This is a genomic window from Rhodothermales bacterium, assembly GCA_034439735.1.
In the GTDB taxonomy this organism is placed as follows: domain Bacteria; phylum Bacteroidota; class Rhodothermia; order Rhodothermales; family JAHQVL01; genus JAWKNW01.
The window spans coordinates 1-16,955 of the sequence record JAWXAX010000027.1 but is presented as its reverse complement, the minus strand read 5'-3'; the positions used below and the strand labels follow the sequence as shown (position 1 = coordinate 16,955).

Below are 16,955 nucleotides of genomic sequence, written 5' to 3'. Positions count from 1 at the left end.
TCGGTCGCCGCGCATCGCCTCGGTATCATCGAAATAGGCGCGTTCAACGAGCGCATGAGCCGGTTATTCGACACACTCTCTCGGCTGCCACTCTTCGACGACGCGCTTCCAAACCACACGTATGACCTCCAAAAGCTGGGTATGATCGGGCGGGATGGAGAGGTCGATGTCGTCGGCGCCGGCTGGTCCGCCGTCGCTATTAGCCGGATGTTGCTCGCCTTCAAAATTATCTGCTGGGAATATCCCTACTTCACGCCCCAGGTGCGCGACATCGTCAGCCGCTGGCAGCTCCACCTCCTGGTCGAGGGCGGCCAGATGCAGGGCGCTCACCTCAGCCGCACGGGCCGCGTGGTATTGCATCGGGAGGGCCGGCTCGGATACGAAGAATACGCGGCCCGCGTAATGGCGCTCTACAACCTGGAAACACACCGCTCCGGGGAAGGACGATCACACATCCAACTCACCCATATCGACGGCGTCGAACTGGCCATCGACACCCGCCCATCATTCCCAATCGAAGGGTTGAGCCTGGTCACGAGCGATCCCTACATCGCCCACGGCCTCGAACTCGGCTGGAGCCGGGAGACACTCCCCATGGCCTATCAGGTCTTTCGCGTGCAACGACAGCGCTTCGCATCGATCGGGGAGCCTACGGCCGCCGGCACCGGCTACCTGGAAGCACCAGCCGGCCGCGTGCATTGCGCACTCATCATCGATAACCGCAGCTGGCGTTGCGTAAACGACGACGGCGCGCCCCGGCACGACGCCTCTTTCTTCAGCGCCGGCGCGGCCATCGGCTGGGCGGCGCTCTTCGAAACCGATTACGCGGAAGTGCTGCGCACCGAGGCGGTGCGGGCGCTCGATCCGCGCAAGGGATGGCGCACCGGCTACTACCTCCGCGACAGCGCCCCGGTGGAATCGCACACGGCCCACACCAACGCCCTCATCCTAACGGCCATCCACTATGTGCAGCGCGGACCGCTGCTGAATTTGCTCGGCGAGGTCCCGACCGACTACCTCAGCGAGCGGCGTGAAACACCGTTCGAATGAAGATTCTCATCGCAGATGACGACCCGATCCTCCGCACACTCCTGGAGCACGAGTTGACGGGGCAGGGCCACTCGGTCGTGGCCGTGGAGGATGGATGGCATGCCTGGGAGGCCATCTTGCAGGAGCCGTTTGAAATCTTGATCACGGACTGGATCATGCCCGAGATCGACGGCCTCGACCTGTGCCGGCTCGTGCGCTCGATGGACGCCGGCCTCTATATCTACACGATCCTCATTAGCTCCCGCTCGGAAAACGAAAATGTCTTAGCCGCCTTTGACGCCGGCGCGGACGATTTCATCTCCAAACCGATCCATTTTCCCATCTTGCACGCCCGTATCCGGGCCGGCGAACGGATCATCCGGCTCGAGCACGAGCTGGCGCGGCGAAGTGAAACACTGTTAGAAATGAACCTCGAGCTGCACGAAGCGCGCGCTTCGATGCACCGGGATCTGGAGGCCGGCGCGGAACTGCAACATACCCTCCTCCCGCCGCCACTCTTTACATCGGGGGACTACACCGCCTCCTGGCTCTACCGGCCGCACTCGATCGTCGCCGGGGATATGCTCAACGTCTTTGCCCGCGATGCCGAGACGTTGGTGTTTTACCTGTTCGATGTTGTAGGCCATGGAATCCGCTCCGCGTTATTGACGGTGAGTGTCACCAAGATGCTCACCTCGCCCATGGATGCACGTCCGTTGCTGGACGACCGTATGACGGTCGCCCAGCCGGCGCAATGTGTCCTCCAGTCGCTCAACGACCGGTTCCAGAGTGTCGATACGTCGCAATATTTTACGATGGTCTACGGCACCATATCCCGACTCACCGGACGCATCAACCTTGGCCAGGCCGGCCACCCACCGCCGATCCTCGTCCAGCGCGATGGATCCACGCGACTGATCGGGGAGGGCGGGCTACCCATCGGCTGGGTGCCGGATATTGAGTTCGAGACCTACGACCTGGAATTGCCCCCGGGCGGACGCCTCATTCTGTATTCAGACGGCGCCTCGGAGTGCGAAAATGCCGCCGGCGACATGTTCACGCCAGAACGTATCGCCCGACACTTCGCCGATACCCGCGCCCTGCCCATCACCGAAAGCCTCGCCCGGCTTGAAGCCATCCTGGAGTCGTGGACCCCCGGGGCCCGCTACACCGACGATGTGTCGCTGCTGGTGATCGAACGCGCAGTGAGTCCGGAGGCTGAAATCCCAACAGCTTCTAAACGCATCAACGGTTAACGTGTAAAATCAGATCAACCCCGCGGCCTCATATATTCCCAGGATGACCGCCAGGCTGCGCCGGCCCTCACGCCCGTCGATGTGCGGATTTCGGCCCTCCTCGATTGCCGCGATCAGATCCGCGAGGATCGCCGTGTGGCCGGCCGTCGTGATGGCTCGGGGATCGCCGCCGGCGCCGGCCGAGGTACTCATCGAGGCGCCGCTCGAAAGGTCTGGCGGCTCCACCCGGGCCGATGCCGGGTCGGCCAGGCTCCAGCGGACCACGCCTTCACCCTCGACCTGGATGCCGCCGTTGGTGCCGTAGATCTCGAGACGATGGGGGAAGCCGGCGCCGGCCGTCGTAGTCGCCGCCAGGGTGGCGAGCGCTCCGTTTTCAAACCGCAGGATAGCCGAGGCCACATCTTCCACTTCAATGTCCCGGTGCAGCGTCCGGGCCTCGGCCTGGATCGAAACCGGATCGCCCATGAACCACACGAGCAGATCGACGATGTGGATGCCCTGGTTCATCAGTACGCCGCCGCCATCGAGGGCCCAGGTGCCGCGCCAAGCGGCTTGATCGTAATACGCCTGGCCCCGGAAGTAGGGGAGCGTAACGGCGGCGAGCGTGAGCGCCCCGAGGTCGCCGGCGTCGATCGCCTGCTTTATTCGCCGAAACAGCGGATCCACCCGCCGCTGCAGCGCCACGGCGAGGCGGACGCCCCGGGCCTCCGCCGCCTCGATCAGCGCATCCGCCGACGTGAGCGATAGCGCCATGGGCTTCTCCACGAGCACGTGTTTGCCCGCCTCGACGCAGGCCTGCGCCTGAAAGGCGTGTTGCCCACTTGGCGTGCAGAGCGTGACGATACCGATCGTCGGATCCGCGAGTACGTCGTCCAACAAGCGGCATGGGGCGCCGAAAGCGGCTTCGATGCGGGCGAATTGAGCCGGGTCGTGGTGGACCATGGCCGCCAGTTCGGCCCCGTGTGCGGCGTTCGCCTCAACGGCGCCACGATGATACTCGGCAATCATGCCGGCGCCGACGATGGCGATGCGATGCATAACACAAGTCCGGAGGGTCCGAGTGGGTCGGGGATCTCGCCGCAATATACAGCCCCGTTTCTTGTTTCGCAGGTTTCGCTTACTTTACCCTCCCTACGCGCCGCGCAATCACCAAACGAGGCCACCCATGTTCAAGCGCTACCCACTACTTTTCTCTCTTCCGCTACTCGGGAGCATCGCCGCCGCCGCCGTCATCTTCATGAGAGACGACCATGTGGTCCACCGGTTCGACCACGCCCGGCTCTCCGACACCTTCTACAGCGAGGGGGCCACGTTTGGCGATATCTCGGGTGATGGTGTCATGGACCTCCTTTCTGGGCCCTTCTGGTTCGAAGGACCGGATTTCATCAATCGGCACACGATCTACGAGCCGGCGCCCTTTTCCATCGAAGTCTACTCGGATAACTTCTTCGCGTTTGTGTACGACTTTGACGCGGACGGACGCAACGACATCTTCTACATTGGATTCCCCGGCCAGGAATCCGCCTGGTACCGTAACCCGGGCACGGTGGACACGATCTGGGAAAAACACAAGGTGTTTGAGGAGACGAGTAATGAGTCGCCAACCTTTACGGACATCACCGGCGACGGCAAGCCAGAGCTGGTCTGTGTCTCTGGGGGACGGTACGGTTACGCAGAGCCCGACTGGGATTTCCCGGAACGCCCGTGGGTGTTCACGCCGATCGCCGAGGACAATGGCCTCCAACGCTTTACCCACGGGATGGGCGTCGGCGATGTGGACGGCGACGGAAAGACGGACGTCATGGAAGCCGGCGGATGGTTCCAGCAACCGCCGAGTCTCGAAGGCAAACCCCTCTGGATCCGGCATGACTACACGTTTGCCGAAGGCGGCTCGCACATGCACGCGTATGATGTCGATGGCGATGGCGATAACGATGTGATCACAAGCAACCGGGCGCATGGCTTCGGCTTGCTGTGGTACGAACAGATCGCCGGCGCGGATGGCGGCATCACCTTCACCCGACACCAAATCATGGGAGAGGCGCCCTCGGAAAACCCCTACGGCGTCGCCTTCTCGGGTCTACATGCCATGGAGTTGGTGGATATGGATGGCGATGGGCTGAAGGACATGATCACCGGAAAGCGCTACTGGGCGCACATGGGCCGGGACGCCGGCGAAATGGAACCGTCGGTACTCTACTGGTTTAAGCTGAGTAGGCCGGCCGATCAAGGTGCCCACTTCACGCCCTACTTTATCGGCGACGAGGTGGGAGTTGGGACGCAGTTGATCGTCAAGGATTATAACGGGGATGGCTTACCTGATATCGTGGTCGGCAATAAAAAAGGCCTGTCCTACTACACACACCGCCGCGAGGTCGTTTCGCGTAAGGCCTGGGAGGCCGCCCAACCGGCGCGAACGGAGGGAGACTGACGCGGTGGACAATATGCCGCCCGATGACTCCGCTTAAAAAGTTTGTCCTCATTCCGGTCATTGTCGTCGCCGCGTTGCTGGTGACGGCTGTGGCCGGCCTCTACCTGTACCTGAACGACGCCCGGTTACGCGGGCTGATCGAGCCGGCGCTCGAATCGGCCCTCGCACGCGATGTCACGCTCGAATCGGTGCACCTCAGCCTCTTCCGCACCTTCCCAAACGTGGGCTTCGGCGCCGAAGGCCTCACCATCCACACCCCGGACGGGCCCGATCTCGCTTCGATCGATGGCTTCTGGGTGGCCGCGCCGCTGTCGTCTCTGTTTGGTGACGAACTACGGATCTCGGCCATCGAACTTATCGGCCCCCGCATCCTCATCGAGCCCATCGGGGAAGGGCGCACGACACTCGACGGCCTGGGCGGGGATGCGGACAATGCCCCGGCAGACAGCTCCGCGTTCGGCTCCATCCAGCTCGATTACATCTCCGTGCGCGACGGCGTGTTTGCGTATGCCGATGAAACGGGCACCCTGTTCGCCATCGCCGACCTCGACGCCGAACTCCGCGCCACCATCGACGAAACCATGGCGCTGTCCGGCTATGCCGAAGCCGCCGGCCTCACGTATGAATCGGGCGGCCTCGTGTACGCCAGTGAATGGGACCTTCGCCTGGATGTGGACGCCGTGGCGGACCTTACCGCCGAAACCCTCCGCCTGGGCTCAACACGCCTCCGCGCCGAAAACCTGGATATCGCGCTGGCCGGCGAAGTAGCCGGCTGGGGCCAGGAGCGCATGGCCATCGACCTCTCCATCGACGCCCCCGACGGCACCGTCCAGGGCTTCCTGTCGCTACTCCCACGTGGGCTCGTGAAGGAACTCGACGGCCTCGAAGCCCGGGGCGCCTTCTCGCTGGCCGCCACGATCAAAGGGGAGTATGGGGAGGATGTAATGCCCGCTCTCGATGCCCGTATCGGCATCCAGGACGGCTTTATCCAGTATGCCGATCTCCCGGAAGCCATCACGGATCTGGCCCTCGACGCCCGGATCACCGACGAGCAAGTCGACATCACGCGCTTTTCCGCCGCAGCCGCGGGAAATACGCTCGCCGCCACAGGCCGTGTCGTCAATGGTCCTCCGACCACGGTTGATGCGACGTTCGCGATGAACGCGGACCTGTCCACGATCCCCCGGTTCTACCCGCTGGATTCCGGCACCACGCTCGCCGGCGCCATCGAAGTGGACGCCCGGGTACAAGGACCCGTCGACAACCCACAGGCCCTGGAAGCAGAAGGAACGGCCGAACTGAAAGGGGTCCGCTACACCTCCCCCGATCTTCCCCAGTCGATTGACGCGCTGGACGGGGTCATTCGTCTGGATCGAGCGGTCATCCGCCTCGAACAATTCGCCCTTCGCGCCGGGCAGACGGACGCCACGCTCAGCGGCGCCGTCACGAACTACATGAGCTTTGCCTCGTCCGCCCCGGATGCGCCGTCGCCGGCGTTCACCGGACAGATGCACAGCAACCTGCTCTTCGCCGACGAACTCATCCCGGAAGATACCACGGACACCGAGCCGCTTGATCTGCCGGACCTCCTCATGGATGTGACGTATACGGCCGATCGGCTGGTTTATAGCGGCATCGAACTCGCCGGCGCTCGCGCCGTCATCCATCTCGAAGACGACATCCTGACGATGAGCGACATGAGCGCCGCGATGTTCGACGGCCAGTTGACCGGACGGATGAGCTTCAGCACCCAGGACCCGTTGAATCCCACCACCGAGGGCGCCATCGCCGTTGACGGACTTGTGGCCGAGCGCTTCTTCACCACCATGGAGACCATCAACCGCTTCGCCAAGCTGGCCGGCTTCTTCGAAGGCTTGTTCGACAGCGAAGCGCGCTTTTCGCTACGAATGGACTCCCTTCTCAATCCGCAACTCGAAACCGTTCAGGCATCCGGCCTCTTCGGCGCCCGCGAAGGAAGCCTTACCGGTCTGCCCATCCTGGAGGAGCTGAGTGTCTATACCGGTCTGGCGGAACTCCGGTCGTTGAAGCTCAACGATTGGTCGCAGTCGTTTTCCGTCGCCGGCGAGCGGCTGGATATCCGCGACCTGAACCTGAATGCCGGCCCTTATACGATGCAGCTCAACGGCAGCCAGGGCCTCGATGACCAGATCGATTACACGCTCCGCCTCATCCTACCGGCCTCCGCATCGGACGCGCTGCTTGCCGCCCCGGTGGGCGCGACGCTTAGGCCGCTCGCTGGCGTCGTCAACGCCGCCCTGGTCGACCCGGCGACCGGCCGCATCGTCCTGGACCTGCTGGCGCAGGGGGCGTTCGGCAAACCGGCCATTCGGTTGAATACAGACATGATGAAAACACGGCTCAAAGCACATGCCTCGGCGCTCGTCACTGGCGTTCGCCAGGAAGCCCAGGCCCGGCTCGATTCTCTCGCCCGGGCCCAGAAAGATGCGCTGGAGCAGGAAGCCCGCTCCCGCCTCGAAAACCTGGTCAAAGGCGACAGCACGGCCGCCGGCTCGCCCATTGCCGTTCCAGCTGTCGACAGCCTCAAGAGTAAGGGGGAGGACCTGGTAAAGGACCGCCTCAAAGGGTTGCTGAACCGGAAAAAGAACGACTGAAATCAGCCCCCGGCCCGCGGCCAGGGAGGGCTCCACGAACTTTTTGCAATTCGCGCCGTGTCTTAAAACCCGGGGGGTTGTATATTTGGGCGCACGCCCGTTGGTGATCCACCCCGCCGACCTTGCATGCACCGTCGACCCGCGACCTCCCGCCGCCAACAACGATCATCGTGCGGCCTGATTTCACGTCGAAAGGCGCAGCTCATAAACGCTGTGCCCTTTTTTGTATCTAGCCAACCTGTATCCAGGCCACGCCTTGAAGACACCGCCCTCGCCCCGAAAACGTCGTTCCGACGACGCCGATGAGAAGCCCCACCGTGGGATCATCAAGGCCGGCACCAACCCCCGTAGTGGCGGCCGGCCATCGGGTTCTTCGTCCTCCGAAACACCTCGACGTGGCTCGGGCCGTGGCGAGCGACCGGCGGGCTCCAGTTCCCCGGAGACTCCCCGACGCGGCTCCGGCGGTCGCCCGTCCGGTCCTCCAGCATCAGAAACCCCCCGACGTAGCTTCGGCGGACGGCCGTCGGGTGCTCCTGCGTCCGACACGCCGCGTCGTACGGACGGCTACCGGCCCAAACGGAAGCCTGGCGGTGGATCCCCCGACCCCTCCCAGCGGAAGGGTGGACGGACGATCGCCGCGCCGCCCCCCCCTGAAAATCCGCTCGAGCCGATCCGCCTGAACCGGTATATCGCCCAGGCCGGCATCTGCTCCCGCCGCAAGGCCGACGAACTCATCCTCGAAGGCAGGGTCCTGCTCAACGGCGTGGTGACCACCGAGATGGGCGTCCGTGTCAACCCCGGCGACACCGTGGAAGTTAACGGCATGCGGCTGACGCCCCGAGCGCTCGATTATTTCCTGCTCAACAAACCGGGTAACGTCATCACCACGAACCAGGACGAAAAAGGCCGTTCGTCCGTCATGGATCTGATCGAAATCCCCGAAAAAGAATCCCTCCATCTTTATCCCGTTGGTCGGCTCGACCGGCATACAGTCGGCGTGCTGCTGATCACAAACGACGGTGAACTAGCCCACCGCCTGATGCACCCGAGTTACCAGATCGACAAGCTGTACGCGGTCCGCACCACCGCCGCCATCAAGCCCAACCAGCTCGAACAACTCGTCACGGGCGTGATGCTGGACGATGGGCTCGCCCAGGTGGACGATGCGCGGTACAGCTCGCCGGACAACAAACACGAAATTGGCATCCGGCTCCACGAAGGCCGCAATCGCCAGATTCGCCGGATGCTTGAAGTGATGGGCCACGAAGTCGAACACCTGGAACGTGTCAACTACGCCGGCCTTACGTCCGACGGGGTGCGCCGTGGCAAGTGGCGCCGGCTCCAGCCGCATGAAGTCAAAAAACTCAAACGCCTCGTCAAACTGATATAAGGACATGGATAACCGCCTCGAAATAGAAGGAGACGGCGCGCTTGCCGGCTCGAAAATCCGGGGTTTCGGCCTGACGTACGACGACGTGCTGCTCGTGCCCGGCCGATCGGATATCATGCCCCGCGAAGCCAACACACAAACCCAGCTCACGCCAAAGATACGCCTGAATGTGCCGCTGCTCTCAGCGGCCATGGACACGGTCACCGAACACGAGATGGCCATCGCGATGGCGCGCGAAGGTGGGGTGGGGGTGCTGCACAAGAACATGACGATCGACGAACAGGCCGCGATGGTGCGCCGCGTGAAACGTTCCGAGAGCGGCATGATCCTCGACCCGATCACCCTGCACCCCGAGGATACTGTCGCCAACGCGCGTAGCCTCATGGCGCGGTACTCGATCGGCGGCATCCCGGTGGTGGATGCCAGCAATCGCCTCGTCGGTATTGCGACCAACCGCGACCTCCGCTTTGTCCACGAGCCAGGCATCCTCCTGTCCGACGTGATGACGCGCAAGGGCCTCGTGACAGCCCCCGCCGGCACGACACTCGAAGAAGCCGAAGCGCTCCTCCAGCAACACAAAATCGAAAAGCTCCCCGTCATCGACCGCGACGGCTACTTGAAAGGGCTCATCACCTTCAAGGACATCGAGAAGAAGCGCCAGTTTCCCTTCGCCTGCAAGGACGAACACGGCCGGCTCCGCGTGGGCGCCGCCGTCGGGGTCTCCAGCGGGGTGATGGAGCGCGTTGCCGCCCTGAAGGAGGCAGGGGTCGACTTCGTCATTGTGGATACCGCCCACGGGCACTCGTTGCACGTGTTGAACACCGTTTCGGCCATCCTGGCGCGCTTTGGTGACCTCGAGGTCATCGCCGGCAACGTCGCCACCGCCGAGGCTACGCTGGACCTCATCGACCGCGGCGTCGCGGCCGTGAAGGTGGGCATCGGGCCCGGGTCGATCTGCACCACACGCGTCGTCGCCGGCGTCGGCGTGCCGCAGTTGACGGCTATCATGGACTGTGCCCGCGTCGCGCGGGCTCGCGGCATCCCGGTCATCGCCGATGGGGGCATCAAGCAGACAGGCGACATCGCGAAGGCCATCGCCGCCGGCGCCAACTGCGTCATGATCGGCGGCCTCTTCGCCCGCGTAGAAGAAAGCCCCGGCGAGACCATCCTCTACGAAGGACGCAAATACAAAAGCTACCGCGGCATGGGCTCCCTCAGCGCCATGCAAGACGGGAGCAAGGACCGGTATTTCCAGGATGTCGAGGACGACATCAAGAAGCTGGTTCCGGAGGGTATCGAAGGGAGAGTACCGTACGGCGGCATGCTGAACGAAGTCGTGTACCAGATGGTCGGCGGCCTCCGCGCCGCCATGGGGTATTGTGGTTGTCCCACGCTGCAGGACATGTACGAACGCGCTCAGATGATCCGTATCACGGCATCGGGTTTGCGTGAAAGCCATCCCCATGATGTTCTCATCACAAAAGAAGCCCCCAACTACAGCACGCGCGTTTGATAGGTGGGGCAAAACGTACGAAATTCGCGGATTTATCCGGTTTCGACCGGAGGCACCCCCGATGCTCGACGATTTGTGAACCATGAACAGGAATCCGCCCGTAGGAGTCAACTTCCTTCGGGCGGATTTTTTTTCCGCCGGCCGCGCCGGTGATCACCGCTTCCCACCATGCAAGAACGTCTCGACTCCATCCGTTCACTTTTTCCTGACCACGGCGCGGACGCCGCCCTGATCACGTTCCTGCCCAATATCCGCTGGACCTGCGGATTCACGGGCTCCAACGGGCTGCTCATCGTCCTTCGTGACACGGCGCACTTTGTCACCGACGGACGATACGCCGAACAAGTGAGCCGTGAGGTGGCCGGAGCCACCGTCCATATCGCCCCCCGCGGCCTGGTCGACTTCGCCAGCGGGGCCGCGCTCCTGGCCGGCGCCACGCGGGTCATCGTGCAGAGCGATCACCTCACCCTCGACCTCTTCGATCAGCTCCAGGAGGGCCTCAAGGGGCTCGAATGGGTGCCCGTGGCCGGCTTGCTTCAGAACATAGTGGCCGTCAAAACATCGGATGAGGTTGGCGCCATACGCCGCGCGCAGGCCGTGACGGATGCGGTCTTTGAGGATATCCTGGCCTTTATCGCCCCAAGGATGACGGAGCACGAGCTCGCCGCCGAAATCGTTTACCAGCACCTGCGACGCGGCGCCTCGGCCATGTCGTTCGAACCGATCGTGGCGTCTGGTCCCAATGGCGCGCTGCCGCACGCGCGGCCTACCAGCCGAGCGCTGGAAGTGGGGGATCTGGTCGTGCTGGATATGGGGTGTTTTGTAGATGGTTATGCCTCAGACATGACCCGCACGGTGGCGATCGGCACACCCGAGGACGAGGCGGTCCGTGTTTACGATATCGTCCTGGATGCACACCTTCGCGCCCTCGAGGCCGCCCACGCGGGCATGACCGGAAAAATGCTGGACGCCATCGCCCGCGAAGTGATCTCGGAGGGAGGCTACGGACCTCACTTCGCCCACAGCCTGGGCCACGGTGTCGGCCTCCAGATCCACGAATGGCCAAGCGTCTCGTTTCGGACCGAGGACGTCCTGCCCGAAGGCGCCGTCATCACCATCGAGCCCGGCATCTACCTCGCCGGCCGATTCGGCGTCCGCATCGAAGATATGGCGCTCCTGGGGCCGACGTCCGCCGAGTCCCTCGCCAATAGCCCGAAACAGCTGATTCGATTGTAATATTGGGTACGAAGGGATGTCGCTCCGCCCTACCAACCCGTAACCTGCCAACCTGTAACCTGCCAACCTGTAACCTGCCAACCCGTAACCTGCCAACCTGTAACCTGCCAACCTGTAACCACTTCACGGGTACCGGGGTGACGACCGCCCCGACAACGCGTCGTTCACAAATTGCATCGCCGCGCGCTGATTCGGGGTGGCGCGGGGACCGGGGAGATAATCGCTATGGCTGGCATTCCGGGGATCCGCAATCTGGGTATGCAGCACCTGGCCGGGTGGCGCATGGCTGCCCCGCGTCCGCGGGCCGTGATAGCCCAGGGCCTGACCCGAATTTTCCTGCCCCATGAAACGCCAGGACTGAAACAGGTCGCCGGCGGGATAGGCGTATCTGAGCACCAGATCCTGCCGCGACGCGAGCACCGCCACCCGCTGCGCGCCGCGTGCCGCATCGCGAAATTGCGATGGATCGCCAAGACTAAAGTCGTCCACGGCCGCCGCCATCAGGCAGGCCTGCGCAAACGTATAACCGTACGGTTTTAGGAGCTTAATCACCTGCAACGCCACCCGAGCGCCCAGGCTGTGCGTGGCGAATGACACGCGGGTGCTTTTGCGTAAGTAGGTATAGATAAACTTCGCCAGCTCCAGCGCCGTGTCATCCGCATCGCGCCCCTCGGCGCTATAACTGAAGGCGCCGGCCCAGTGGTCGCCCGGCCACAACGTAGCCACCAGAGCGTGATGGGGGACCATCGTCAGATGTTCGGCGAAACGCTTGAGCGTCGCCTTCCCCTCTGCCCGATCCACGTTAAACCCGTGCAGCAGGAAGGTCACGTCCCCGGCCATCTGCAACGCGCTCAGCCGGCCCTCGACCAGCTGGCCCGGCAACACGGGGCCGCCGACGTTCGCGCCTCGAAAATCCAGGACATACGTCATACGGGCCTCTTTAATGCCATCGTGGCGGCCTGGAGTGCGCTGACCAGATCCTTGGCGATGGGCGCCAGCGGCACAGCAGCGATCCCGATCATCAACCCCAGAAATGGCTCGGAAAGGTAGATACCTACTCCGCCGCCGATTCCGAGGGCGATGAAGGAAGCGAGCGTCCGCATCTTGCCGGCGTACTGGCTCTGAGCCATCGCCAGAGCGGACTCGATCCGGGCATCCACGGCCAGTTCATACCGTCCGAGCACGAGCTGGTGCTCCTTCGACATCGTCTCGGCGTCCCCGAGGCGGGCCGCGGCCTGCGCCAGATCGGCCCCTTCCACGACTCCCAGGAAGCCGGCCACGCGCGGCGCGTTGTCCGCCGTGAGCCCTATCCGTACGCCCTGCCGGATCATGCGCACCAACTCGCGGTGATCCCCGCGGTACTGGCCCGAGAGGACTTCCTCGTACGCCGATCCGTAGGCGCGCTCGAGCGTCCCCCAGATCGGGCCCAGAAGATAGACCAGCCGGCTGTAGCCGATGAGCCCGACCATCCGCGTCCACTTCAACGCCTCTACAATCCCAAATGCCGCGGCGCCCAGCGCGCCCGTCGCGAGCACGATCGTCCCGATATTCTCCATGTGCTTGTCCAAATTAACCCTGTGGCGATAGCAATCCCTGCCGTTCCTCCGTAAACTAACGCCCCGAACCTGCTTCTCCAACCGTATGTCCCACGCCTGATGCCGCGCGCCGACCGCCGGGTGTTGATCGTTGCCTACTATTTCCCGCCGATGGGGCTCAGCGGCGTGCAACGCATCGCGCGATTCGTCAAGTACCTGCCCGAATTCGGCTGGCAGCCGGAAGTCCTCACGATCGACCCCGCCGGCTACTTCGCCTACGACGCCTCGCTGCTCGACGAACTGATGCAGCGCGGCATCCCGATCCATCGAACTACCAGCCTGGACCCAACGCGCCTCTTTGGCAGGTCCCGACAGGTCGCCCTGCCCGCTGAATCCTCCCGCCGAAAACTGGCCGCACTCAGCCACTGGCTGTTCGTGCCGGACAACAAAATCGGGTGGATGCCGGCCGCCCTCCGCCGCGGCAGGGCCGTACTCGCCGAACGGCCGTTCGATGCCATCCTGGCCACGGCGCCACCCTACACCGCCGCGCTCATAGGCCAGCGCCTGGCCGCCGAGGCACATCTCCCCCTGGCATTGGATTTCAGGGATGACTGGGTCGGCAACCCCCGGCATGTGTACCCGACCGCGCTTCACCGCGCCGCTCACCTCCACCTCGAACGCCGCGCTTTGACCGCCGCCGGCGCGATCTTTACGATCAACGACCGTATCCGCGCGGCGATGCTTGGCCGACACGCCGGCGTCGTTACGCCCGAAGCCTTCACCGTGCTCCCCCAGGGATTCGACGCCGCTGATTTTCACCCACCTCACGGAACGGAGGACGGTGCCGCACGAACGGACAGACGATGCCGGTTTGTATATAGCGGCGTGTTTTATGACAGGCAGAAGCCCGACTTCTTTCTCCAGGCCCTGGCCCGGGTCCTCGATCGGCATCCGGAATGGCGAGATGTGGTGGAGGCCTACTTCGTCGGTCTGCTGCCGGCGTACGTCCCGGCCCTCATCGCATCCCTCGGGCTTGGCCCCATCGTCACCGCCACGGGCTACAAAACACACCCCGAGGCCATACGCCATGTGGTGGCAGCCGATATCCTGTGGCTCACGGTGGGGTCCGGGCCCGGGCAGGCGCAGATTTCAACCAGCAAGCTCTACGAATACCTCGGCACCCGGAAGCCAATCCTCGGGCTCGTGCCGGATGGCGCCGCGCGCGATGTGCTGAGCCGCGACGCGGCCGCCCTCACCGTCGATCCGGAAAATGTGCCCGCCATCGCCGAGGCCATCGCGATGCTGGTGCGCGGCTGGATGAATGGCACGCTCCCACAGGGGGATGCGACCACCCGCGCTCCCTACGAACGCCGGCGCCTCACGGAAGCGCTCGCCGGACACCTGGATGACCTGGTCACTTCCCTATGCTTACCTGAATAAGGCCACCACCGCCGGCTTCGTCACCTTCCCCATCGCATTCCGGGGCAGATCACCCACGACCAGCAGCCGGCTCGGCCGTTTGTAACTCGACAGCCGATCCCCACACCAGGCGCGCAAATCCTCCAGCGTAAGCAATTCGCCCGGCGCCAGCACGACGGCGGCGGATACCGCTTCGCCCCAGGTGGCGTCCGGAATGCCTACCACGGCGCATTCGCGTATGGACGGATGCTCCAACAAGACAGCCTCGATTTCCAGAGCCGAGAGCTTGTAGCCGCCGCTTTTAATGATATCCACCGACAGCCGGCCCATGATCCGGTAGTAACCGTCCTCCACCACCGCCATGTCGCCCGTCCGAAACCAGCCCTCCTCAAACGACTCGGCCGTGGCCTCCGGGCGATTCCAGTAGGACTGGAAGACCGACGGCCCGCGCACCAGGATCTCGCCGGGCTCGCCTTCGGTAGTGATGATCGCGCCGTTTTCGGCCTTGAGCCGCACTTCGACACCGGGCAGGGGCTGGCCCACCATCCCGGGCCGGCGCTCACCCTCGTACGGGTTTGACAGCCCCATCCCGATCTCGGTCATCCCGTACCGCTCCAGCAGCTTCTGGCCGGTGAGCCGCGTCCAGGCTTCGTGTACACTCGCCGGCAACGCCGCCGAGCCCGACACCATCAGCCGCATCCGCCCGAAGCCCGCCACCACGGGCCCACGCTCCGTTTCCGACAGGGCATCCAGGTGTTCGATGAGCTTCACATAGATCGTCGGCACCGCCATGAATACGGTGTAGGCGCCCACCGCCACCCGGGGGAGGAGGGTGGATAGATCAAACTTCGGAAAGGGTTCGATGAGGGCGCCGGCCCACAAAGCGCATGACTGGACGTTGATGATCCCGTGGATGTGGTGCAGGGGGAGAAAGAGGGGGATCCGGTCGTCCGCGCGCCAGCGCCACGCCTCGATCAGGGTCGTTATCTGCGCCTCCACATTCGCGTGGGTGGTGAGCACCCCTTTGGGCTTGTTTGTCGTCCCGCTCGTGTAGAGCATCAGCGCGCGGCGCTCCGGGCCGAGCGCCGGCAGCGCGCGACGCACCGTGCCGGCGGCGGATTCGATGGTGAGGAGCGGGATGCCGGCCGCCGCGGCCACCGATACAAGCGACGCCGCGTGGGAAGCGGACGCCAGGAGGACCGAGGCGCCAGAATCACTCAGGGTATACGCCAGCTCGGGCGGGGTCGCGGACAGACTCAGCGGCACGGCGACGCCGCCGGCGCGCCATATGCCCCATTGCGCCGCCGCGTAGTCGAAGCCCGCCGGCGCGAGGAAGGCGATACGCGCCTCCGCGAGGTCAGCATCGCCGTTAAGCAGCATCGCCGCGATTTCTTCCGCTGCGATCACGAGTTCGTCGTAGGTGCGATCCGCGTCTGGCGTGCGGAATGCGATACGATCACCATGTGTGGATGCGCGGTGAAATAACTTCATGGTCGTCGCCTATGGGCCGAGAAGCGCCCGGATCACCATATAAAAGAGAGACGGACCGAGTAAACACCCGATGCCGGTGTAAAACGTGGCCGTCATGGCGCCGTAGGGCACCAACTTCGCGTCGGTCGCGGCGAGCCCGCCGGCCACTCCGCTCGTCGTGCCCACCAGCCCGCCGAAGATCAGCGCGGAACGGGGATTGTCGAGCCCGATATACTTCGCCACGAATGGCGTCCCGATCATCACCACAACCGCCTTTACGAGTCCGACGGCAATACTGAGGGCGATCACGTCGGACGATGCCCCGAGAGCCGATCCCGTCACAGGCCCCACGATAAACGTCGCCGCGCCGGCCGCGATGGTCGTCACACTCACCGCATCGCGATACCCCGCGACGTACGCCACTATTCCGCCAATGATAAAGGCCGACACCATGCCGGCGAGCAGCGACACAACCCCGCTCAGCCCGGTCGACCTGAACTCCTCCATCCGGACGCCGAAGGCCGTCGCCACGATGGCCAGGTCCCGCAGCATGGCGCCGCCCATCAAGCCTACTCCCGCCAGCATCGGAAAATCCGCCACGCCTTTAGACCCACCCGTCATCACGCCGCCCACATACGCCATCGCCAGCCCGATCATGATGGCGATGGCGGAGCCATGCACCCGGCCGGCGGTAAATCTCCGGGAAAACCAGTAGGAAACCAGCACCGTCAGCCCCACCAACGCGAAGGCCGTCACCAGCGCGTAGGACGTCAGCGCCAACTGCAACTCGTTCAGTAATTCGGTCACGCTTCTTCCCCGGATTCTGTAGTGGGGGCGGGGCGGCCAATCCGGCCGACCACAGGCACGAGGGCAAACGCCACGGCCACCACCAGCACGCCGGCCACGATCGCAGCCGCTCCGCCGCTCATGGCACGGGCGACATCCTGGCTGGCGGCCATGGCGACGATGATCGGGACGTAGATGGCGCTCCAGTACAAGACGCCTTCATCAGTAGCCGGCCGCAATCGCCGGGCAGACTTCAG

14 protein-coding genes are annotated in these 16,955 nt (G+C 64.0%); 8 read left to right on the top strand and 6 right to left on the bottom strand.

The features are described 5' to 3' along the window. Positions 1-1,050 (top strand): DUF3131 domain-containing protein (locus tag SH809_01770; protein MDZ4698407.1); only part of this gene is annotated, 1,050 nt, incomplete at its 5' end. Next, positions 1,047-2,285 (top strand): SpoIIE family protein phosphatase, encoded by a 1,239-nt coding sequence (locus SH809_01765; protein ID MDZ4698406.1) that lies wholly within the window; start codon positions 1,047-1,049, stop codon positions 2,283-2,285. The genes SH809_01770 and SH809_01765, both read left to right, overlap by 4 nt. 9 nt (positions 2,286-2,294) lie before the next feature. On the opposite strand, the gene SH809_01760 is transcribed toward SH809_01765, so the two are convergent. Beyond that, positions 2,295-3,323 (bottom strand): Gfo/Idh/MocA family oxidoreductase, encoded by a 1,029-nt coding sequence (locus tag SH809_01760; GenBank protein ID MDZ4698405.1) that lies wholly within the window; start codon positions 3,321-3,323, stop codon positions 2,295-2,297. A 127-nt stretch (positions 3,324-3,450) separates the two neighbouring features. Here SH809_01760 and SH809_01755 point away from each other — a divergent pair, with 127 nt between their 5' ends. The 5 genes from SH809_01755 (at position 3,451) to SH809_01735 (ending at position 11,488) form a co-directional block, all read left to right on the top strand. After that, positions 3,451-4,716 carry a VCBS repeat-containing protein gene (locus SH809_01755; protein MDZ4698404.1) on the top strand — a complete coding sequence of 422 codons (1,266 nt, stop codon included), beginning with the start codon at positions 3,451-3,453 and terminating at the stop codon, positions 4,714-4,716. Between the two features lie 23 nt (positions 4,717-4,739). After that, positions 4,740-7,349, top strand: a complete 2,610-nt coding sequence (locus SH809_01750; GenBank protein MDZ4698403.1) for an AsmA-like C-terminal region-containing protein — start codon at positions 4,740-4,742, stop codon at positions 7,347-7,349. Positions 7,350-7,605: 256 nt separating this feature from the next. Further along, positions 7,606-8,739 carry a pseudouridine synthase gene (locus SH809_01745; GenBank protein MDZ4698402.1) on the top strand — a complete coding sequence of 378 codons (1,134 nt, stop codon included), beginning with the start codon at positions 7,606-7,608 and terminating at the stop codon, positions 8,737-8,739. Positions 8,740-8,743: 4 nt separating this feature from the next. Continuing rightward, complete coding sequence (gene guaB, locus SH809_01740) at positions 8,744-10,252, top strand: IMP dehydrogenase (protein MDZ4698401.1); 1,509 nt, start codon at positions 8,744-8,746, stop codon at positions 10,250-10,252. A 168-nt stretch (positions 10,253-10,420) separates the two neighbouring features. Continuing rightward, entirely contained in the window at positions 10,421-11,488 is a 1,068-nt protein-coding gene (locus SH809_01735; protein ID MDZ4698400.1) for an aminopeptidase P family protein, read from the top strand. Between the two features lie 123 nt (positions 11,489-11,611). Here SH809_01735 and SH809_01730 read toward each other — a convergent pair whose 3' ends face one another. Both SH809_01730 and SH809_01725 read right to left on the bottom strand, forming a co-directional pair. Continuing rightward, entirely contained in the window at positions 11,612-12,418 is an 807-nt protein-coding gene (locus SH809_01730; GenBank protein MDZ4698399.1) for an alpha/beta hydrolase, read from the bottom strand. Continuing rightward, positions 12,415-13,056, bottom strand: coding sequence for a hypothetical protein (locus SH809_01725; protein MDZ4698398.1), 642 nt, complete (start codon positions 13,054-13,056; stop codon positions 12,415-12,417). Before SH809_01725 ends, SH809_01730 begins: the two co-directional genes overlap by 4 nt. 87 nt (positions 13,057-13,143) lie before the next feature. Between SH809_01725 and SH809_01720 the strand changes: the two genes are divergently transcribed. Then, positions 13,144-14,463: a glycosyl transferase family 1 gene (locus SH809_01720; GenBank protein MDZ4698397.1), complete on the top strand. Its 1,320-nt coding sequence runs from the start codon at positions 13,144-13,146 to the stop codon at positions 14,461-14,463. Here the strand turns inward: SH809_01720 and SH809_01715 are convergent. The 3 genes from SH809_01715 to SH809_01705 form a co-directional block, all read right to left on the bottom strand. Continuing rightward, positions 14,452-15,933: an acyl-CoA synthetase gene (locus SH809_01715; GenBank protein ID MDZ4698396.1), complete on the bottom strand. Its 1,482-nt coding sequence runs from the start codon at positions 15,931-15,933 to the stop codon at positions 14,452-14,454. The genes SH809_01720 and SH809_01715 overlap by 12 nt on opposite strands. Positions 15,934-15,942: 9 nt before the next feature. Continuing rightward, on the bottom strand, positions 15,943-16,719 hold the full coding sequence (gene madM / locus SH809_01710; GenBank protein MDZ4698395.1) for a malonate transporter subunit MadM: 777 nt from the start codon (positions 16,717-16,719) through the stop codon (positions 15,943-15,945). Beyond that, positions 16,716-16,955 (bottom strand): malonate transporter subunit MadL (locus SH809_01705; GenBank protein ID MDZ4698394.1); only part of this gene is annotated, 240 nt, incomplete at its 5' end. The genes SH809_01705 and madM, both read right to left, overlap by 4 nt.

What these genes read in the sequence shown, in the direction of transcription:
- SH809_01760 (MDZ4698405.1), bottom strand. Translation starts at nt 3,323, where the DNA reads ATGCATCGCATCGCCATCGTCGGCGCCGGCATGATTGCCGAGTATCAT.
- SH809_01715 (MDZ4698396.1), bottom strand. Translation starts at nt 15,933, where the DNA reads ATGAAGTTATTTCACCGCGCATCCACACATGGTGATCGTATCGCATTC.
- SH809_01720 (MDZ4698397.1), top strand. Translation starts at nt 13,144, where the DNA reads ATGCCGCGCGCCGACCGCCGGGTGTTGATCGTTGCCTACTATTTCCCG.
- guaB (MDZ4698401.1), top strand. Translation starts at nt 8,744, where the DNA reads ATGGATAACCGCCTCGAAATAGAAGGAGACGGCGCGCTTGCCGGCTCG.
- SH809_01755 (MDZ4698404.1), top strand. Translation starts at nt 3,451, where the DNA reads ATGTTCAAGCGCTACCCACTACTTTTCTCTCTTCCGCTACTCGGGAGC.
- SH809_01750 (MDZ4698403.1), top strand. Translation starts at nt 4,740, where the DNA reads ATGACTCCGCTTAAAAAGTTTGTCCTCATTCCGGTCATTGTCGTCGCC.
- SH809_01765 (MDZ4698406.1), top strand. Translation starts at nt 1,047, where the DNA reads ATGAAGATTCTCATCGCAGATGACGACCCGATCCTCCGCACACTCCTG.
- SH809_01735 (MDZ4698400.1), top strand. Translation starts at nt 10,421, where the DNA reads ATGCAAGAACGTCTCGACTCCATCCGTTCACTTTTTCCTGACCACGGC.
- SH809_01730 (MDZ4698399.1), bottom strand. Translation starts at nt 12,418, where the DNA reads ATGACGTATGTCCTGGATTTTCGAGGCGCGAACGTCGGCGGCCCCGTG.